Below are 18279 nucleotides of genomic sequence, written 5' to 3' on the forward strand. Positions count from 1 at the left end.
AATGTTTAAAAAAAAATCTAAAGTATTTTCAGCTGTTAATTGAAATAACGTTTCAGATAAATACTCTAAAGTATTTTGAAATCAGAATGTAAGGCAATTCTGAGTGGATGAAGAGATACCCTTGAGTGGGGATAAATTAATTTGGGCCACAGAACTTAGTGAATCCGAAAAAGAAGTATACAAAAAAGTATTAATGGGTCTTACTTTATTAGATACTCACCAAGGTATTTCTGGTATGTCTAATATTTCTATGGCTATTGATAATCCTCATGCTACTGCTGTATTGCAATTTATGGGGATGATGGAGCAAATGCATGCAAAGAGTTACTCTACTATTTTCTCAACATTAGCTACTACTAAAGAAATTGAAGAGTTATTTAAGTGAGCTGAAGATACAGAAGTATTGCAAACAAAATTAAGAATTATTTCTACTTATTATGAGAATATTACTGATGATGAAAGTTTGTATATGGCTATGGTTGCTTCTGTCTTTCTAGAGTCCTTCTTATTCTATTCTGGCTTCTATTACATGCTTTATTTATCAGGTAAAGGTATGATGGTTAATAGTGGAGAGATTATTAATTTAATAATAAGAGATGAAGCTATACATGGCCTTTACATTGGACTACTTTCTATTGAAATATTTAAGACTTTTGATGAAGCAAAAAAGGCAGAATTAGGAATTAAAGTTAAGGAATTATTAAGGGTACTTATGGAGAATGAATTGAAATATACTGAGTTAATTTATAGTTCCATTGGTATAGTAGATGATGTAAAAAAATTCTTAGAGTACAATGCTAATAAAGCTCTTCAGAATTTAGGTTTTGAAAATGAATATAGTACTACTGCTAAAGATATTAATCCTATAGTATTTAATGGTTTAAAGACTACTACAAAAAGTCATGACTTCTTTAGCTCTAAGGGAAATGGATATATTAAGACTACAAAAGTTGAAGAAATAAAGGATGAAGACTTTATTTTTTAAAGAAAGTTAGTGCCTTTAGTAATTTTCACAATTCCAGTACTTCTGTAGTGATTAATAATAAAGAATTTGTAAGAAATTCTAGAGAAGAAAGTAATTAATAAACAAGAAAGAAAAACACAAGCTATATTGCAACCTAATAAGGATTTAAGACTATAAAGATTTTTGCCCTCTACATGTTGAGAATAAGGATTGAAATTAGTTAAGATTCCATAAGTAGGGAAAGTCCTATCTACAGCACTAATTAAGATATTTCATAGTACTCAAGAAATTAAATACAAGTAAATTGCTATTCCTAAGTCTTTTGCAGAAACTGGAGTTAAGAATTCAGAAGAAGTTTTCTTAGTACAATAAAGAAAAGTAATTAAGAAGAGTAAAGGATTAACTGCATGATTTCAAACAGTGAAAAATAAAGTAAAGGGGTGTCATCTAGTTGTCTGTTGAGAGATTAAATAATTACCTAAATCTATATAGAAAATGGGGAATAGAATACATCAAAAGCCTAAAGCTGCAAATCAAAGAAGAATAGCTGTAAAGCACATTAAAAAGTTATTTTTAAATACGCTGTGCTTAGGATCATAAAGGTAAAGGCCAGAAACAATAAAGGCTAATAAATTACTATTGAAAGTTATTTTGGAAATATTTTCAAATAATTTAGCTCAAGAGGGTTCGAGAATAAAGTAAACTAAATTACCAAAAAAGAAGAGTGCTCCTCCTAAAAAGGAGCAAATAGCAACTAACTTATCCTTTTCATATATCCTTCCTTGAAAAACTAGGAACATTTATCTGGGAAGGAAGTAGTGACAACAAAGTATGGCGCTAATTATTGAAATGAAGGCTACTAGGAAAATATAAATCAGCCTCTTTAAGCGGGGGGTATCTCTATAGCTTCTTCAAAAATATTGATCTATATTATACTTTTCAAATATCTCAGAAACGTTATTAAATTCGTTATCTTTTGATGATTTGTTTTTTATTGTAGTATCCACAAGAGCAAACTGAATGAGATTTTATATATTTAGCACAATTACTACAAATTGTAAGAGTAGTTAATTTAAGAGCTGTGTGGGAATTACGCATTCCTTTCCTAGATTTTGAAACTCTTCTGGGTGAAACAGCCATTTCTTAGAATTATAAAATTTTTCTTCTGTTTAGAATTTTTAATACTTCTAATATTCCTAAAGAAGAAACCGAAGTAGCTAGCACTCCACCTATTGCCATCATAGCATATTTAAATATTCCTTGCTCTTTTTCATCTATAGGAAGAGTAGGTTCAGGAATGCTATTAAATTGCACTAAATCTAAATTTATTTTGGTCTTTCCTTTAAATAAATAAACTTTCTCTCCCTTATGCTCTTGACCATTCTGATCATAATTTAATAGTACTCTTACTTCTGTTTCATTATTGCTTTTTCTATTCACAACAAATTTGTAATCATTCATAGAGAGGCCTAAATTATGAGCAGTATCACTTAATTTAAATAAAGCAGTAATAGTAGAAGAATCATAATAAGCGGTTGGGTTGTATCTAGAATATAGAGGAATTAAAGATAGATCTACTTTATTAGAAAAAGAAGGTGTTTTTTCTTTAAAAAAAGTCTCTCATTGTTCTTTAACTTCTGGATTTTTATGGTTAACTACAATATCATAGTCATTTCCATTAGGCACAAAATCTATAGAGTTTCATAAATAATCTGTAGTATCTTCCTTATATCTACTCTTTAACATCTCTTTGGCATTAGCTAAAGAGCTAATGTTGTAGTCTTTAGGGTGTGGAATAATTTTCATATTATTAACATAGCCTTCAGAATTTAGATCTCTTAAGAAATCGTAATACTTAACACTTAGAATTCCTCTAACATCATCAAAATCCAGTCTTACATCTAATTTATCAAGTATTTCATCTGGAATATTAGATTTCTTATTTTTTCCATTAGTAATAAAAAAGAACTTTTTTAATTTGTCTTTATCCAACATTTCTGAAGGATAATATGCATCTAATTTGGAAGTTGAAAATTCAATATGACTAACTATTTGTTCATTCTTAATTAACTCAGAAATATCAACACTGTATCTAAAATCTCCTTTTCCCTTATTAAATAATTGAACATACTTATCATTGGCATGTGCTCTCTTTGAAACAATTAAAGATATATCTGAAAATAGAGATGTTTGATATTTACTCTTTAATTTAAGATCAATAACATTCTTATTTTGCATTAATTCATCAAAATTAAATTTAAATACTTTAGGCACTCCATTAACTGAAATATTTAGAGTGAAATCTAGTAAGTGGGAAACTTTAAGAAAATTAGTGTAATTCTTAATTTTTTTGAAATTTAGTCCTAATTGAAGTTTAGAGTAGCCATCTATTGTATCTTTAGGATTAGCAAGTACAAAGATATCATCATAATTTACTTGCCATAGAGTTTTGTTATTGTAGCTTTGATTTAAATTACTTCCAAAACCTTTATTATTTTCAAATCCTCCTAAAGAGTAATAATAATATTCATCCTCTCAATATCTAGGTTTGGCTCTTCTGTAAGCAACATAAGGAGTGGTTCATTTTCTACTATAGGCATGAGTAAAATCTAAATTCCAAGTACCTCAAAAATTAATACCATTACATATACCGTCATAACCATCATTATCTATAGTACTTATTCTTAAATTCCTACTAGATTCAGCGCTGTAGTCATTACAATTTGAAGCACTTATTCAAGGATTAAAGAGTGATTTAGCTGTTCTTGGATCATATTTATGTTTTCCATAATTAATGCTATGGTAATGATTCTTTAAATCATTTTTTAAGAAATAAGAGGAATATAAATTAATTCTTCCGTCTGCATATCAATTATGTTCAAAAGATATTTTTTTAATTTTAGGTTCAAAAGCTTCTGAAATATTACTTAAATCTAATTTAAGAATATTTCGTAATTTAGAGCTTAAATCTGAATTGCCATCTATTCAATTAATATGTTGGTGCTCTTTAATATTATGTTTAGAGGCATAATTTTTGTAATCAAAATATCTTAAATTATTAGTTCTTTTTAAATTAGGCAATCAAGCTTCAGAAGCTTGATAAAAATGGTTTTTGTTGTCAACTAAAGTCTTAGCATCAAAAATAAATATTTTGTCTTCAAAGGTGTATTCATCTAAGTACTTGTAAAAATCAAAATTTTTGTAATAAGCTTCAAATACTGTTAGAGCTACTGGGACAGCTAATTTTGCAGGAGTTTTAAATATTTCAAATAACTCTTTTTCATATTGAAGTGCTTTGTGCGTTGCATTAAATTGCTCCAATTCTTCTCTTGTTCCAAATGCTGATGCAAGTAATAGCGGGAGTGCTTTCACACTTCATTAATGTAAATTTTTCTTAAAAAAGAAAGAATTTACTAGGCTTTTCCGTGATAAAGAGGAGACAAGCTAGACAAGGTTACTAATTGTTCATAACTCAAGTTATCCATAAAAGCCTCCACTATTTTCTTAATTTCTAGAAAAAGGCTATTATTCTTTTGTGTTTCTTCTGAAGTAAATTTAGATAATACATAATCTTTAATTAAGTTAGGCACTTTAGAACGAGGTCCTATACCCATTCTTAATTTAAAAAAAATATTAGATCCTAATTCTTTTTCAATGCTTTGAAGGCCCTTATGACCCCCATTTCCTCTACTTAAAGAAAGCTTAAAAAAACCAGTATCTATATACAAATCATCATAAATTACTAGGAAGTCACTATTACTTAATTTATAAAAATTTTTAATTTCAACTAAAGCTTCTCCAGATGAATTCATAAAGGTCTGTGGTTTGCAGAATAAAACTGTTTCATTTTTTCAGATGTACCTATAAGTTAAAGATCTAAATTCTTTTCTTTCTGAGAGATTTAATTCATTAATAAATTGATCTATTGCTAAGAAACCTAGATTATGTTTAGTATTTGTATATTCAAATCCTGGATTTCCTAGTCCCACTATTACTTTCACTACCTACGTTTGTACTTATTAATATCTTTAGAAATATCAACATTTGATACTGTAGTAGCTAATTCTAGAAATAAGAATAATAATTCTTTATGAGTAGCAAATTTCTCTCTTAATTTAGGATTAAGTGAATCTAAGTTTTCATAAATATTTTCAATACTACTATATTTAGATAATAAATCTCTAGCTGTTTTGTCTCCCACTCCTGGCAAGCCGCTATAGTTATCAGAAGCATCTCCGGCTATAGCTTTAAGTTGTGGTATTTGATAGGGCATTAAACCCTTTGTTAAATTAAAGAAGTCTTCATAATTGTATTGTTTTGGATCTTCTCCTTTAGCTCTAAATAAAGTTACTGTAGTATTAGGAGAAACTAATTGTAATAAATCTTTATCAGTAGAAAAGACTTCTGCTTGTATACCGTTATCATTAAAGATCTTAGCTAATGTACATATAACATCATCACCTTCATAACACTTAGGAGCATTAACTACTACAAAACCTAAATTTCATAATACTTCTTTAATTGGGGGTAATACATTAAGTAGTGGTGTAGGCATAGGAGATCTATTTGCTTTGTATTCACTAAATTTCTCTTGTCTAAAGGTCTTTCTAGAGCTATCAAAAACCACTGTAGCATACTGATACTCTTTCTTAGTTAATAAAGAATTACAAATATTAGAGACAAATCTAATAGTCTTGTTTATTTCTTTAGTAATTTCATCATCGCTCTTATTTTGCTTAATAGCATTAGCTTGAGAAGCAAAATATGCTTTGTATATGACAGCATTCCCATCAATTATTAGAGCTTTATCCATTTCTCTTTAATACTTGTATTTTTGTAACTTTGAAGAACTCTTTATGTTTCTCTATAGTAACTAGTACAGCATGCCTATTAACTAATGCCTCTTTTAATTCCTCAACATTTTCGCCATAATATACAACAACCGAAGACATATAGAATCGTTCTGAAAAGCGCATTTTTAAATATGGTATTTCATTATGGGTTTTTTGGCTACGTAAATAAGAAATAAAGGATAAATATCTACAGGTCCCTGATTCTTGCTCATTTAACCTCAAAATTGAATATATTTTTTTATTCTTTTCAAAAAACTTAGGATTTATGTAATACTTATCTAAATCAACTCCTATGTAATCTACTAAATACTTTTTGTATTGTTCTTGTATTTCTTTAGTAATCTTTACATCCTTTAGATTTAGTTCAAATAAAGCTTTATTAGTATTTACATCAACATAAAGCAGAGAAGAATAAATATCTTCTAAATTGCATTCTCAATAGTGAGGGTGTTCATCATTTTCAAAAAAATTTGACCTTATTAAGACTAGTAAATCATCTTTGGAGATCTTTAAAGAGACTAAATATTTAAGAGCTTCAAGCGTGCTAGAGAAAGAGTTTTTTTTATATCTTTCTCTAAAGGCAAGAGAGAGTCTAGTAATTTTAGAAATGGGGAAAAAGAAAGAATTATTGTGGCATACAAAAGAATCCATTTCTGAATAGCGCATTTTGGGGTAAGAAAAAGAGAAGCCTGCTTCTTCTATTTCTGAAAAGTGTTCTGGAGAGTCTGAAAAAGAGAGTAATTCAGTATAGAAAAAAGAAGGATAATAAGTCTTTAATCAGAGCAATCTATAAGAAATAATGGCATAAGCCAAAGCATGAGACTTATTAAAACCATATTTAGCAAATCTAGAAATATACTCCCAAGTCTTCTTTAAATCCTCTTTTGAATATTTAGCATTAGGAGACAAAAATATCTCTCTACATTTCTGTATCGACTCAGCTGAAGTTAGTTCTCTTCTGAATGAATCTGCATAACCAAAAGAAGAATTAGTGACTAAACTAATAATTTTCATAACTTGTTCTTGATAAACAATTAGGCCATAAGTTTCATTTAAAAAAGAGTCAAATACTGGGGGTAGTAAAGATGGATTATTAATAGAGAATTTTCTTGCTAATAGAGGTGCTATTTGATCAGAAGCTCCTGGTCTATTTAAAGCCGAAAGTAAAGCTAAATCTAATAAAGAATTGGGCTTAAATTTTCTAATTAAACCTTTAATTTTGTAACTATCAAATTGGAAAATAAAGGCATTTCGGCCTTTAATTAATGTCTCATAAACTTTTGCATCATTTTCATCTATATTCTCTCAATCTATTTTGATATTTAAAGAGTTTTCAACATTTTTTTTAACTGTATCTAATACACTTAAGTAATGAAGAGCAAGAAAGTCAAATTTAATTAAATTAAAGTACTTTAAATTTTGAGCTTCTCATTGAGTTAAATTAAATTCTTTAGGAATTAAAGGTATTATGGAACATAAAGGTTTGGAAGAAATAATAACTCCTGCTGCATGTATGGAAGTGTTCTTAGGAAAGTCTATTATTCTTTGCAAAAAGCCTCTGGCTTTTGTAGGTAGTTTATTTTCTGTTAAATAGTCTGCTTCTTCTCCAACAATTCCAAAAGCTTTACCTATTTCTCTTAGAGAATTTTTGCCCTTGAAAGTAGAGAAAGTTATTATTAAAGAAAGGTGATCAGGACCATATTTATCTCTTAAATATTCAAGCAATAGCTCTCTCTTATTATTAGATACATCAATATCTATATCAGGATCGGCTTCTCTTTCTGGATTTAAAAAACGTTCAAAATAAAGGCCATACTTTAAAGGATCTACTTCTGTAATACCTAATAAGAAGGCTAATAAAGAGCCGCATACTGAGCCCCTACCAGGTCCCACACATATATCATTATTTTTAGCTCAATTAACTGCATCTTGAACTATTAAGAAATAGGCATCAAATCCTTTCTGAATAACTATCTTAAGTTCATTTTCAAGCCTCTCTAAATACTCTTTATTCTTATCTTTTCCGTAAGCTTTAAGTCCTTGCCTCGAAAGCTTCTCTAAATCTTTAGCTGAATCACTAAAGAAATCAAGCTTATTACTAGTATCAAAAATATCATAGCTTTTACAAAGACTTAATATTTTGTAGATATTCTTAATTTGAATAGAGTCTTGTGATAATTCACAAGACTTATTTAAATAATCTTCTTTAAAGTGTTGATTAAGCTCTATCTCTTCTGATAATAATGTTTGGTTATCTATAGCTCGTAATAAACAAAAGAATTCATAGTCTTCTGCATTCAAGAACTTATTCTCTCTTAAATAAACTCCATTCTCTTCTTCGCTATTAGCAATAAAGAAGTTCTCATGATCAGAAAAGTATTTCTCTCCATCTATATGCACAATTATTAAATTCTCTAGCTTACTAGGATCAAAATCATAAGTAGCTATATGAAGTAAATTCTGATATCCTTGCTTATTGCGAGCTATTAATAGTAGTAAAGAATTTTGATAATTGAGTTCAAGTGCAAAAATAGGTGTTAATCTGGCTTCTTTACACTTTTTGTAGAAAGAAATTCAGACATGTGTATTTCTGAAATCAGAAATAACTGCATATTTATGCTTATTATTAAGTGCATAATCTATTATGTCTTCTACTCTTAAAGTTGATTTAAGAAAAGTGAAATGAGAACGCGCAAAGAGATGAGGATAAAGCAATTTATTTTTTTAAGTGTGGAAAGAATATTACATCTTTAATGGAATTTTTTTGAGTAAATAACATTACTAATCTATCTATTCCTATACCTATTCCACCTGTAGGGGGCAAGCCATATTTCATAGCATTTATATAATCGTAATCTACCTCTTCTCGTTGCTGTTTAAATCTCTCTAATTGGTCATCAGGATCATTTAATTCTGCAAAACCATTAGCAAATTCTTTACCTCCAATATAGAGCTCATATCTAAGAGTAAATTCTTGATTATTTGGGTCAGATTTAGCTAAAGGAGAAACATCTTTATGAAAATAAGTAACAAATGTTGGTTGAATTAAGTCTTTCTCTATATATTTTTCGAATAATTTATGAATAATATTTCCAACACTCTTTTCATCTTCTTTAAGTTCTAGCAAGTGTTCTTGTTCTAGCTTTAGTGCTTTTTCAAGAGAACAAGAACTTTTATAAAAGTCCTCATCCAATTTTTCACTCAAAAGTTCACTAATTCTTACTCTCTTAAAGGGCTTAGTAAGATCAATGTCTTCATATCCATTTCAATTTAAATTAGTACACTTTAATTCTTTAGCTACTTCTTGAAATATTTGTTCTGTTAAATTCATTACCTCTTCTAGTCCATGATTAACTGTGTAAATTTCTAAAGAAGTAAATTCTGGATTATGTGTACTATCTATGCCTTCATTTCTGAATACTTTACCTATTTCAAATACTTTTGGAAAACCAGCAATTATTAATTTTTTAAGAGGTAATTCAGGAGCTATTCTTAAGAAAAAATCAGACTTCAATGATTCATAATAAGTCTTAAAGGGTTCTGCTGTAGCTCCTCCATATATGCTTTGAAGTATAGGGGTTTCAACTTCCATATAGGAATTTTGATGCAAAAAAGATCTAATATGTCAAATAATGCGAGATCTAAGTTGAAAAGTATTAAATACTTCTTTATCTACTAAACAATGCGTAACTCTATTTCTTAACTGTAATTCTTTATCCTTAATTCCATAATATTGATCAGGAAAAGGATTTAAAGATTTAGTAATTAGCTTTACTTTTTCTGCTCTCAGAGTAAGTACTTGTAGTTTGGTTTTAAATAATCTTCCTCGTGCAAAAATAAAATCCCCAACATCTACATATTTTTCAAAATAAGCATAGCTATTAGAGTCTTTTGGAAAATACATTTGAAAATCATTTCACTCTTCTCTAATAGTGCAAAATGGTAAACGTATAGATATTACTCTTCCTACTACTTTAGTATCTTCTGTATTCTTCTCTAATCACTCTCTACTCTCTTTTCCATAAGACTTAATTAATAGTCCTAAATGTTCAGTATTCGATACTTTCTCTAAACTATATGGGCTTTCTTGCTCTTCTTTTCTTAATTTCTCTAACTTCTTTCTCCTCTCTCTTTCTTGCTCTTCCATTCTAGAAAGCAGCTTTTTTAGGTACTAATTCAGTTTCAATTTGTTTAACTTTTGCATTAATTTTTTGAATTAAATCATTAGTAGCTGTAATTATTAAATCTTCAAGAGTTTCTTTATCTGCTAATGCATTTTCATTTAAAGTGCAAGAAGTAATTTCATATCTTCCATTAGCCGCCATCTCTATTAATCCTCCACCTATTGATACAGAAAATGTTTCTTTTTCCAATTCTGACATTTTCTTATCAAATAATTCTTTACTCTTCCTAGCATCAGCCAGAAGCTTCTGCAACATCCTTTGATCCATATTAATTGCTTTCCAAAATCTCCATTAATTCCCTAAATATTTTACTTTTTCTACTAGAATCAAATACTACATCCTCAGCCAACTCGGCATTTGTTTTTGTTCTAGCCAACTCAAGATATTTATTGAAATCTGACTCATTTAAAGCTATTCATAAATATTCTTTAAAAAAAGAAGTATCTAAAAATTGTTTTATTTCGGGCTCTTCTGCTAATTCATTGAATTTAATAACGTCAAGGTCCTCACTAAACACTACTATTATAGTTCTTTGGGAACTTAATAACTTTCACCTCTGACTTATTTTTTTAAATAAATCTAAAAGTCGTTCATCAATCTTATCTGATTCTAATAATTTTTGATAGATCATATAGTTTTCTTGACTTATTGATTTACTTGAAGATTTAAAGCCAAAAAGTATCTTTTTTTCTAAATCTGTAACTAGCTTAACTTTAGATGGGGCAGTAAATTCAATTTGAAATGTTTTCTCTTTAGGAAATTCTTTCTTTACTTCAATAGTAGCCTCAACTTTATTATGTTCCATGAGCTTAAATAAAGTAAATTGAGCTCACTCATATTTGTTATGAGATAATAAATATCTAGATAGTCTCTCTTCCATAACTCCTAAATACTCTAAAAAAGGACCATTTAATAATCCTTCAATTTCAGAAATATCTAAACGTTTCATAAGCTGTTCATTATTAGTTTTTTTGTAAGTAAAGAGATCAATAAATACTGTAAATAAGTCAGAATAATAGTTAAAAAAATTCTTATTAGCTTGATTAAATTCCTCTAAAAATTTGAGAGCTTCTTCAACTTTATTAGTAATTACTAACTCTACAAATCTAAGTAATTCTTTTTTACTTGCTAAAGAGAATACTTTTTCAATATCAGCTAAAGTAATATTCTGAGAAAAACTAAGGAGCGCTTGTTCTAAGAGAGTTAAACACTCTCTTGCAGAACCTCCTGCTAATTGACTTAATCTCTCTTTAGCATCTTGAGCAAGTTCGCATCCCTCTCCTTCGCATACTCTCTCCATCAAAGTACATAACTCTTCTTGAGATAACCTAGAAAAATTATATTTTTGACATCTAGAAATTATTGTTTCTGGTATCTTATGAATATTAGTGGTAAGAAATAAGAATATTACATTCTCGGGAGGCTCTTCAATTACTTTAAGTAGTACATCTCAAGAAGCTTTACTTAAATTATGAGCTTCATCAATTATGTAAATTTTTTTTAATAAGTGAAGGGAAGGATATTGGGAATTAAGTACTAGCTCGCGCATATTGTCCACGCCACTCTTAGAAGCTGCATCAATTTCATAAATATCTGTGGTCTTATTTTCCTCTATTAATTTACAGTTATCACAACCATCACACACATCTCCTTCTTTATTAAAGTTAATACAATTCCAAGCTTTTGCAAATATTCTTGCTGTTGTTGTTTTTCCAGTACCAGCAAATCCATAGAAAATAAAAGACTGTAATAGCTTATTCTTACTAAAGGTCTGAGTTATTAATTTCTTTATGGTTTCTTGACCTATAATTTCTGATAATTTTTTGGGTCTGTATTTATTGTATAAATTTATCTCACTCACCTTATTCTTCCAAAATTAAAGGGGTTATTGAAATCATTTTTTTATTTATTTCATCATAATTGAGAATTACAGATGAGAGCTTTGCTGGTCCTTGTTGTACTTCCAATACAAATTTAGTTTCAGGATTGAAAAATTTTTTTATTATTCTTGTTCTTTCTCCCCCTATAACGCCTTGAGAAGGTCCTGTCATTCCTACATCACAAATAAAAGCTGTATTTAAAGTAGTTACAAAAGCATCATTTGTAGGAACATGGGTATGTGTTCCTAGAATAGCATCTACTTTACCATTAAATGCCCACAAGAATGCATACTTTTCACTAGTAGTTTCAGCATGAAAATCTACTATATGTATATCAGGCTTATTAATAGCATAAAGTAAGCTTTCCATAGCTCTAAAAGGATTAGTTTGAAAGTTCTTAAAATTCACACTACTTCCTAGTAAATTAGTTACTCTTATTCTTAAATTTTTAAACTCAAACTCTTTAGTACCTTTTCCTAAGTAATAATGTGGAAAGTTACTATTTAAATTAAGAGGCCTAATAATATTTTCATACTTTTCAAAAACTTCTTCTACTTCTTTTCTAAATCAAGTATGATTTCCCATAGTTATGAAATCAACACCGTTTCTTATGAGATTATTAAAGATTTTAGGAGTTAATCCCTTGCCATGTGCGGCATTCTCAGCATTAGCAATTACATAGTCTATTGAATGTTCTTGTTTAACTTTATTAAGTAAAGACTCTATTATCCTCCTGCCTGGAGAGCCAAAAACATCCCCTATAAATAATATGCGCACTCACTTATTTGATTATAGGTTTAGGAAGCACTTCTTTTACTCTTGCATCAATGGTGGAGAATTTATCAAAATGCTTCTTAGTTACAGCCAATTCTACAAATCTAACATAATCTCCATGTTTAGCATTATTTAAATTCTTTTTATGAACAAAATGTGAAGATTTTTTACGTTCATTAAAGCTCTTCTTAACAGTAATGTAGCCATTACCTGTTAAAGGATCTACTTCTAAAAACCCCTCTCCCTCAACATCTTTCTCTTCGTAATCTAAATAATCTATGAAATATTTATTAAAGTTGTTTTTTCCTACTAAATAAGCTTTCTTTAAGTCATCTAAAGCAGCCATAAAGTATTTTTGATCTATATAAAACGAGGGATATTTAGGTTTAATATCTTGAAATACTTTATGCATCAAAATATTTAGGGGCATTGCCCTGCTATCATTCAAGAGAACTTTGAGTATAGAATTCTTAATATCCTTCTTCAAATTAGCCGCTTTTTCGGGAGATAATCCTAAATTCAAACGTTTAAATTTCTCAACTTATTTTTATATAGCAACAACTTAGATTTCAATTAATAACTTCTCCTATTGATTATATACCTAAGATTTAGGATCTTCAACATCTGCATTAACTACTTCAGCTTCTTGAGCATCAGTAGAAGCTTCTGGTTGTTGCGCATATTTAGCTATATCCTGACTCAGAGTCTTAATAGCTTCCATCTTAGCTTTAAGTTCATCTATCTTCTCTTCTTGCTTTAGAATTCTTAATTCATCAATCATCTTTTGAGCTGATACTCTTTGATCCGGAGGAATAGAAGTATTCTCAGCCATTTGTTTTTCCAATATTGCAATTCAAGAATCAGCTTCATTCTTAACTTCAGCCGCTTCTTTAACTTTTTGATCTTTCTCCATATTTAATTCAGCATCTTTAATTATCTTCTGAATTTCTTCTTCACTTAAACCAGAAGATTGGTTAATAGTAATGGAATTAGATTTACCAGTTGCCTTGTCCTCTGCCTTAACTTTCAAAATACCATTTGCATCTATAGAAAAAGTAACTTGGATCTGAGGAACGCCTTTAGGAGCAGCTTGAATGCCATCAAGAGTAAAGACACCCAAAGATTTATTCTGATTTGCCATCGGTCTTTCACCCTGTACTACATGAATATCTACAGAGGGTTGATTATCTGCAGCAGTAGAAAATACTTGAGTTTTTTCCACAGGCACAGTAGTATTTCTCTTAATTAAAGGTGTTGCTACTCCACCCAAAGTCTCAATACTTAAAGTTAAAGGAGTTACATCTAAAAGAAGAATACCTTTAATATCACCAGCAAGAATAGCTCCTTGCACAGAAGCACCTAAAGCTACTACTTCATCAGGATTAATTGAAAGATTAGGCACTTTACCAGATAAAGATTTAACTAAAGCCTGAACAGCAGGCATCTTAGTAGATCCGCCTACTAATAGTACCTGATCTATATCAGAGGCAGAAAGTTTAGATTCTTGTAAAGCATCCAAGAAAGGTTTTCTAGTCCTCTCTAATAAATCTTTAGTTAAAGCTTCAAATTGAATTCTTGTAACAGTCTTGTCTACATTTAATGGCTGACCCTCTACCATTGATAAGAAAGGTAAAAGAATTTGTGTTTGAGTTACAGAAGAAAGCTCAATCTTTGCCTTTTCTGCTCCATCTTTAAGTCTCTGTAAAGCTAAATTATCTTTTGACAAATCAACACCATGTTCTTTTTTAATTTCCTCTAATAATCAATTAATTAAAGCTTGGTCTCAATCATCGCCACCCAAATGATTATCACCAGAAGTGGCTAATACTTCAAAAGTACCATCTGACATATCAAGTACTGATACATCAAAAGTACCACCACCTAAGTCATAAACCAAAATTTTTTGATCTTTTTCACTATTATCTAATCCATATGCTAAAGCCGCAGCAGTAGGCTCATTAACTATTCTTACTACGTCCAAACCAGCAATAGTTCCAGCATTCTTAGTAGCTTGTCTTTCAGCATCATTAAAATAAGCAGGTACAGTAATAACTGCTTTTTGCACAGAACAACCTAATTTATCTTCGGCATACTTCTTAATATACTTAAGAATATATGCAGAAATCTCTTCGGGTGTATACTCCTTGCCTCTAGCAGTTACTTTTTTACCAGTACCAATAAGCCTCTTGATTGAAACAATAGTATCTTTGTTGGTAACCATTTGTCTTTTGGCACTATCCCCAACAATAATTTCATCACCCTTAAAAGCAACTACAGAAGGCACAGTTCGTTTACCATCATTAGTTTCAAGTATTTTTGGAGAAGTACCTTCAACTACTGCAACACAAGAGTTGGTAGTTCCCAAATCAATACCTATTATCACTTCTTTTGCCATAACATAAAAAATTTTAGCAGAAAGATGGTGTCATTGCTAAATTTTTTTTATGAAAAGTCCTTCAAAACTGGTCAAAATAAAGAAAAAAGTATCTTCAGACTTTAATAATTACTGCTTAATAAAGTACTTAAAATTACTTCAACCAAGCTGAACTAAAGTCTTTGCATACAAAATGATCAGAACTAAGAATGTAAAGATTAATTCAAAGAGTACTACTATTAATTACAGACTTCAAGAAGGAGATTTAGTAGAGATATTTGGTAGTGAAAAAGTAAAGATTAAAGACCTTAATTTAAGTAAGCTTAAAACTCTTAAAGTAATTTACGAAGATGAAAACGCTTTAATTGCTAATAAAGAAGTAAAGATATCAGTACAAAGTGATGAAAAAAGTGCCTTTAATAATATGAATAATAGATTATTGCAGCACTTAAATTGAGATGCTGGTAGCAATAAATGAAAACCGGTATTCATACATAGATTAGATTACAATACTACAGGTTTGTTAATAGCAGCTAAAAATTATCAAAGTTGACAGAACCTTAATAAAGCTCAAAAAGAACAGCAAATAATTAAGAAGTACAAAGCATTAGTAAATGGAATAGTTAGCTTTAAAGAACGAATTATTAAGCTTTGATTATTAAAACGAGATAAAAAAGTTGAAGTAGTAGCTCCTAATACTAAGGGAGCTAAAGAAGCAATAACTAAAGTTAAATTAATAAAGCACTATTTTGCACATAACTCAAGTCTATTAGAGTTGGAATTAGTAACTGGTAAGACACATCAAATTAGAGCGCACTTAGCAAGCCTTAATTATCCAATAAGAGGAGATCAAAAATATGGAGTAGAAAAGAATAAGAAAGACTTTCCTTATCCAGCTCTCTGCGCTTACAAATTGAAATTTCTAGAAAGTATAGAGATAGAAACTCTAAAGAATAAAGAGTTTGAAATAAGGGATATTTGATTTGAAAAGCTACTTTAATTTGCTATCTAATCATTCATAAATAACTGAAACTAAATCTTTTTTTTCAGCCACATAAAGCTTTTCATAATGGGCTATAGTAAATTGAGAAGTAATAGGTCTTTTGGCCGCTCTTTCTTCATTTAAATTAGCTATTTCTGGATCTTCAAATACTTCTGGATCAAAATCTTTTTGATATCTAGAAACACCTCTAAATTTAAGATCAAATTGATGTATTCATAATTTAACTACAAAATAAGTAATTAAGAATATACCTATTACTGGAAAAATACCAAAACAAGCTATATATTGAAAGTATTTAACACTAGTATGATAGGAAATTATGAAAAGAATAAAGCAAGAAATAAAAATAATTGCAAAAGTAATTATTGATATTAAGTAAAAAACAATAAATAATAAGGACTCTTCTGTAACTGCCCCAAATCATCAATTAACTAAATTACCACCTAGTATATATTTCTTAAAGATATTTGGATTAATGAAATAGAAAAATTTAGAGTAACTAGTAGTATTTGAAATAATTATGTACTCTCTAGAACTAGCTATTACTCAAGAAGTAAAGAAAAATATTCAAGTTATAAAAATAATAGTACAAAGTTTTGCACCCCTTTTAAAAAGTCTGGGAAAGGGATCTTTTTCGGTTCTTGTTCTAAGAAGTCTCATATAATGGGGCGATTAGTGGGAGTCGAACCCACGCATACCTGGACCACAATCAGGCGTGTTAACCACTTCACCATAATCGCCAGAACGAAAAGCTTTCGCTCAACTATTTATTTTTTAATATAATATTTAAATAATGTCAAAAGTTGTACTAATTGGTGCAGGTGCTGTAGGTACCTCATTTCTATATGCGGCTATTAACCAAGGTTTAGCTAATGAATATGGAATTATTGATGTTTCTGAAAATGGAAGAGATGGTAATGTATTAGATCTTGAAGACGCAATAGCATCTGTTCCTAGAGAGTATAAGATTTATGCTACTGACTATTCTGAATTAGGTGATGTTGATTACATCATGATTGCTGCTGGTAGGCCACAAAAACCAGGGGAAACAAGACTACAAATGGTTCAAGATAATGTTGAAATTATTAAAGGTATTGCTGAAAAAATCAAATCTTCAGGTTTCAAAGGAATTACATTTATTTGCGCTAATCCAGTAGATATTCTTACTTATGCTTATTTGAAGGCCACTGGTTTTCCTAAAGCTAAGGTAATTGGTTCTGGTACAGTTCTTGATACAGCTAGACTTAAAATTGAAATTGCTAAAGACTTAAATGTGTCTCCTTCAAATGTAAATAATGCTTATGTTATTGGTGAACATGGTGATTCCTCAGTAACTACATTCTCAACCATTACCATTGGTAATTCTCCTCTATCTGAATGAAAATCTAAATTTACTGCTGAAAATTACGAAGATAAATTAGAGAAATATGTTGCTAAAAAAGCTTATGAAATAATTAATAAAAAAAGAGCTACTTTCTATGGTATTGGGGCTGGTATGGCGAAAATATTAAGTACTGTTATGCAAGATAAAAATGAAATTGTAGTATGTGGTGCTTACCTAGAAGGGGAATATGGTTTTAATGATATTGTTATGGGTGTTCCTTGTATTTTAGGTAAGGAAGGCATTAAGAAAGTAGTAGAAGTTAATATTAATTCTAAAGAAAGAGAAAAATTAGAAAAATCGTACAAAATAATTGCTGATATTAATAAAGATGCTGTTTCTTAGTTTTCTATTTTAGAAAAAACTTTAGGATTAGCGATTTATTAGGATAAAATTTAAGTAAACGACGTAAATGGGTTTTGGGGCTTGTTTTGTCAATAAGGTGATGAGTAACAATATAGTTGTTTTTAAGATCGTGTTGGATGTTAGTGTTATTCCATTGTCGTTTATACAATAATGGAAGATATACCGGCTTTACCTTCTCTCAGATTTCCTTGAAAGAAGGTCTTTGCCACTATCATTTCAATAGTTTTAGGAGTAACAAGTATAGTAGGAACCACAATAACATTAACTAAAAATAATGAAATATCTAACATCTCTAGAGACAAAAGAAAACAAAGACTTAATAAAGATATTGCTACATTAAGAAGACAAACACAAATATATACTCGTACTGCGGAAGGTCAAAGAGCACAATTGAGAGAAGTAGAAGACGTTTTGTTAAGGAACAGAAATAATTTGCAAGCACAGGTAGCAAGAGCACTTAAAGAAGCAGAAGAAAGAGAAAAAAATTAAATTTATTTAAC

Annotated in this window: 17 protein-coding genes and 1 tRNA gene; 4 read left to right on the plus strand and 14 right to left on the minus strand. The window is 29.5% G+C overall.

What is annotated here, in order from left to right; genetic code table 4:
* Nucleotide 1: 1 nt before the first annotated feature.
* Complete coding sequence (gene nrdF, locus A6V39_RS02265; protein WP_187150044.1) at nucleotides 2–985, plus strand: class 1b ribonucleoside-diphosphate reductase subunit beta; 984 nt, start codon at nucleotides 2–4, stop codon at nucleotides 983–985.
* On the opposite strand, the gene A6V39_RS02270 is transcribed toward nrdF, so the two are convergent.
* The 12 genes from A6V39_RS02270 to dnaK all read right to left on the minus strand — a co-directional run bounded on the left by A6V39_RS02270 (nucleotide 982) and on the right by dnaK (nucleotide 15050).
* Nucleotides 982–1764 carry a hypothetical protein gene (locus A6V39_RS02270; RefSeq protein WP_187150045.1) on the minus strand — a complete coding sequence of 261 codons (783 nt, stop codon included), beginning with the start codon at nucleotides 1762–1764 and terminating at the stop codon, nucleotides 982–984. The two genes, nrdF and A6V39_RS02270, sit on opposite strands and share 4 nt — an antisense overlap.
* Nucleotides 1765–1933: 169 nt before the next feature.
* A complete protein-coding gene (rpmF, locus tag A6V39_RS02275) occupies nucleotides 1934–2104 on the minus strand; it encodes a 50S ribosomal protein L32 (protein ID WP_187150046.1) in 171 nt (56 codons plus the stop codon).
* 9 nt (nucleotides 2105–2113) lie between these two features.
* Nucleotides 2114–4336, minus strand: coding sequence for a hypothetical protein (locus tag A6V39_RS02280; RefSeq protein WP_187150047.1), 2223 nt, complete (start codon nucleotides 4334–4336; stop codon nucleotides 2114–2116).
* A gap of 41 nt (nucleotides 4337–4377) precedes the next feature.
* Nucleotides 4378–4965 (minus strand): aminoacyl-tRNA hydrolase, encoded by a 588-nt coding sequence (gene pth, locus A6V39_RS02285; RefSeq protein WP_187150048.1) that lies wholly within the window; start codon nucleotides 4963–4965, stop codon nucleotides 4378–4380.
* Nucleotides 4965–5777, minus strand: coding sequence for a 5'-3' exonuclease (locus A6V39_RS02290; RefSeq protein ID WP_187150049.1), 813 nt, complete (start codon nucleotides 5775–5777; stop codon nucleotides 4965–4967). Before A6V39_RS02290 ends, pth begins: the two co-directional genes overlap by 1 nt.
* Nucleotides 5770–8532, minus strand: coding sequence for a PHP domain-containing protein (locus A6V39_RS02295; RefSeq protein ID WP_187150050.1), 2763 nt, complete (start codon nucleotides 8530–8532; stop codon nucleotides 5770–5772). The genes A6V39_RS02290 and A6V39_RS02295 overlap by 8 nt, the downstream gene beginning before the upstream one ends.
* Before the next feature lies 1 nt (nucleotide 8533).
* A complete protein-coding gene (gene lysS, locus A6V39_RS02300; protein WP_187150051.1) occupies nucleotides 8534–9964 on the minus strand; it encodes a lysine--tRNA ligase in 1431 nt (476 codons plus the stop codon).
* 1 nt (nucleotide 9965) lies between these two features.
* The gene (locus A6V39_RS02305; protein ID WP_245633485.1) at nucleotides 9966–10256 is read right to left on the minus strand and encodes a YbaB/EbfC family nucleoid-associated protein; all 291 of its coding nucleotides are present in this window, start codon (nucleotides 10254–10256) and stop codon (nucleotides 9966–9968) included.
* Nucleotides 10257–10269: 13 nt separating this feature from the next.
* The gene (gene dnaX, locus A6V39_RS02310) at nucleotides 10270–11862 is read right to left on the minus strand and encodes a DNA polymerase III subunit gamma/tau (RefSeq protein ID WP_187150053.1); all 1593 of its coding nucleotides are present in this window, start codon (nucleotides 11860–11862) and stop codon (nucleotides 10270–10272) included.
* A 1-nt stretch (nucleotide 11863) separates the two neighbouring features.
* The gene (locus tag A6V39_RS02315) at nucleotides 11864–12658 is read right to left on the minus strand and encodes a TIGR00282 family metallophosphoesterase (RefSeq protein ID WP_187150054.1); all 795 of its coding nucleotides are present in this window, start codon (nucleotides 12656–12658) and stop codon (nucleotides 11864–11866) included.
* Between the two features lie 4 nt (nucleotides 12659–12662).
* Nucleotides 12663–13178, minus strand: coding sequence for a ribonuclease R (locus tag A6V39_RS02320; RefSeq protein WP_245633486.1), 516 nt, complete (start codon nucleotides 13176–13178; stop codon nucleotides 12663–12665).
* Between the two features lie 78 nt (nucleotides 13179–13256).
* Entirely contained in the window at nucleotides 13257–15050 is a 1794-nt protein-coding gene (gene dnaK, locus A6V39_RS02325) for a molecular chaperone DnaK (protein WP_187150055.1), read from the minus strand.
* 49 nt (nucleotides 15051–15099) lie between these two features.
* Here dnaK and A6V39_RS02330 point away from each other — a divergent pair, with 49 nt between their 5' ends.
* Complete coding sequence (locus tag A6V39_RS02330) at nucleotides 15100–16029, plus strand: RluA family pseudouridine synthase (RefSeq protein ID WP_245633487.1); 930 nt, start codon at nucleotides 15100–15102, stop codon at nucleotides 16027–16029.
* Here the strand turns inward: A6V39_RS02330 and A6V39_RS02335 are convergent.
* Both A6V39_RS02335 and A6V39_RS02340 read right to left on the minus strand, forming a co-directional pair.
* Nucleotides 16021–16692, minus strand: coding sequence for a hypothetical protein (locus tag A6V39_RS02335; protein WP_187150056.1), 672 nt, complete (start codon nucleotides 16690–16692; stop codon nucleotides 16021–16023). The two genes, A6V39_RS02330 and A6V39_RS02335, sit on opposite strands and share 9 nt — an antisense overlap.
* Nucleotides 16693–16696: 4 nt before the next feature.
* Nucleotides 16697–16772 (minus strand) — tRNA-His (locus A6V39_RS02340).
* Between the two features lie 53 nt (nucleotides 16773–16825).
* Here A6V39_RS02340 and A6V39_RS02345 point away from each other — a divergent pair.
* Both A6V39_RS02345 and A6V39_RS02350 read left to right on the plus strand, forming a co-directional pair.
* Nucleotides 16826–17758: an L-lactate dehydrogenase gene (locus A6V39_RS02345; RefSeq protein ID WP_187150057.1), complete on the plus strand. Its 933-nt coding sequence runs from the start codon at nucleotides 16826–16828 to the stop codon at nucleotides 17756–17758.
* Nucleotides 17759–17929: 171 nt separating this feature from the next.
* Nucleotides 17930–18268 (plus strand): hypothetical protein, encoded by a 339-nt coding sequence (locus A6V39_RS02350; protein WP_187150058.1) that lies wholly within the window; start codon nucleotides 17930–17932, stop codon nucleotides 18266–18268.
* Nucleotides 18269–18279: the final 11 nt, after the last annotated feature.

The organism is Candidatus Mycoplasma haematobovis, assembly GCF_001645765.1.
In the GTDB taxonomy this organism is placed as follows: domain Bacteria; phylum Bacillota_I; class Bacilli_A; order Mycoplasmatales; family Mycoplasmoidaceae; genus Eperythrozoon_B; species Eperythrozoon_B haematobovis.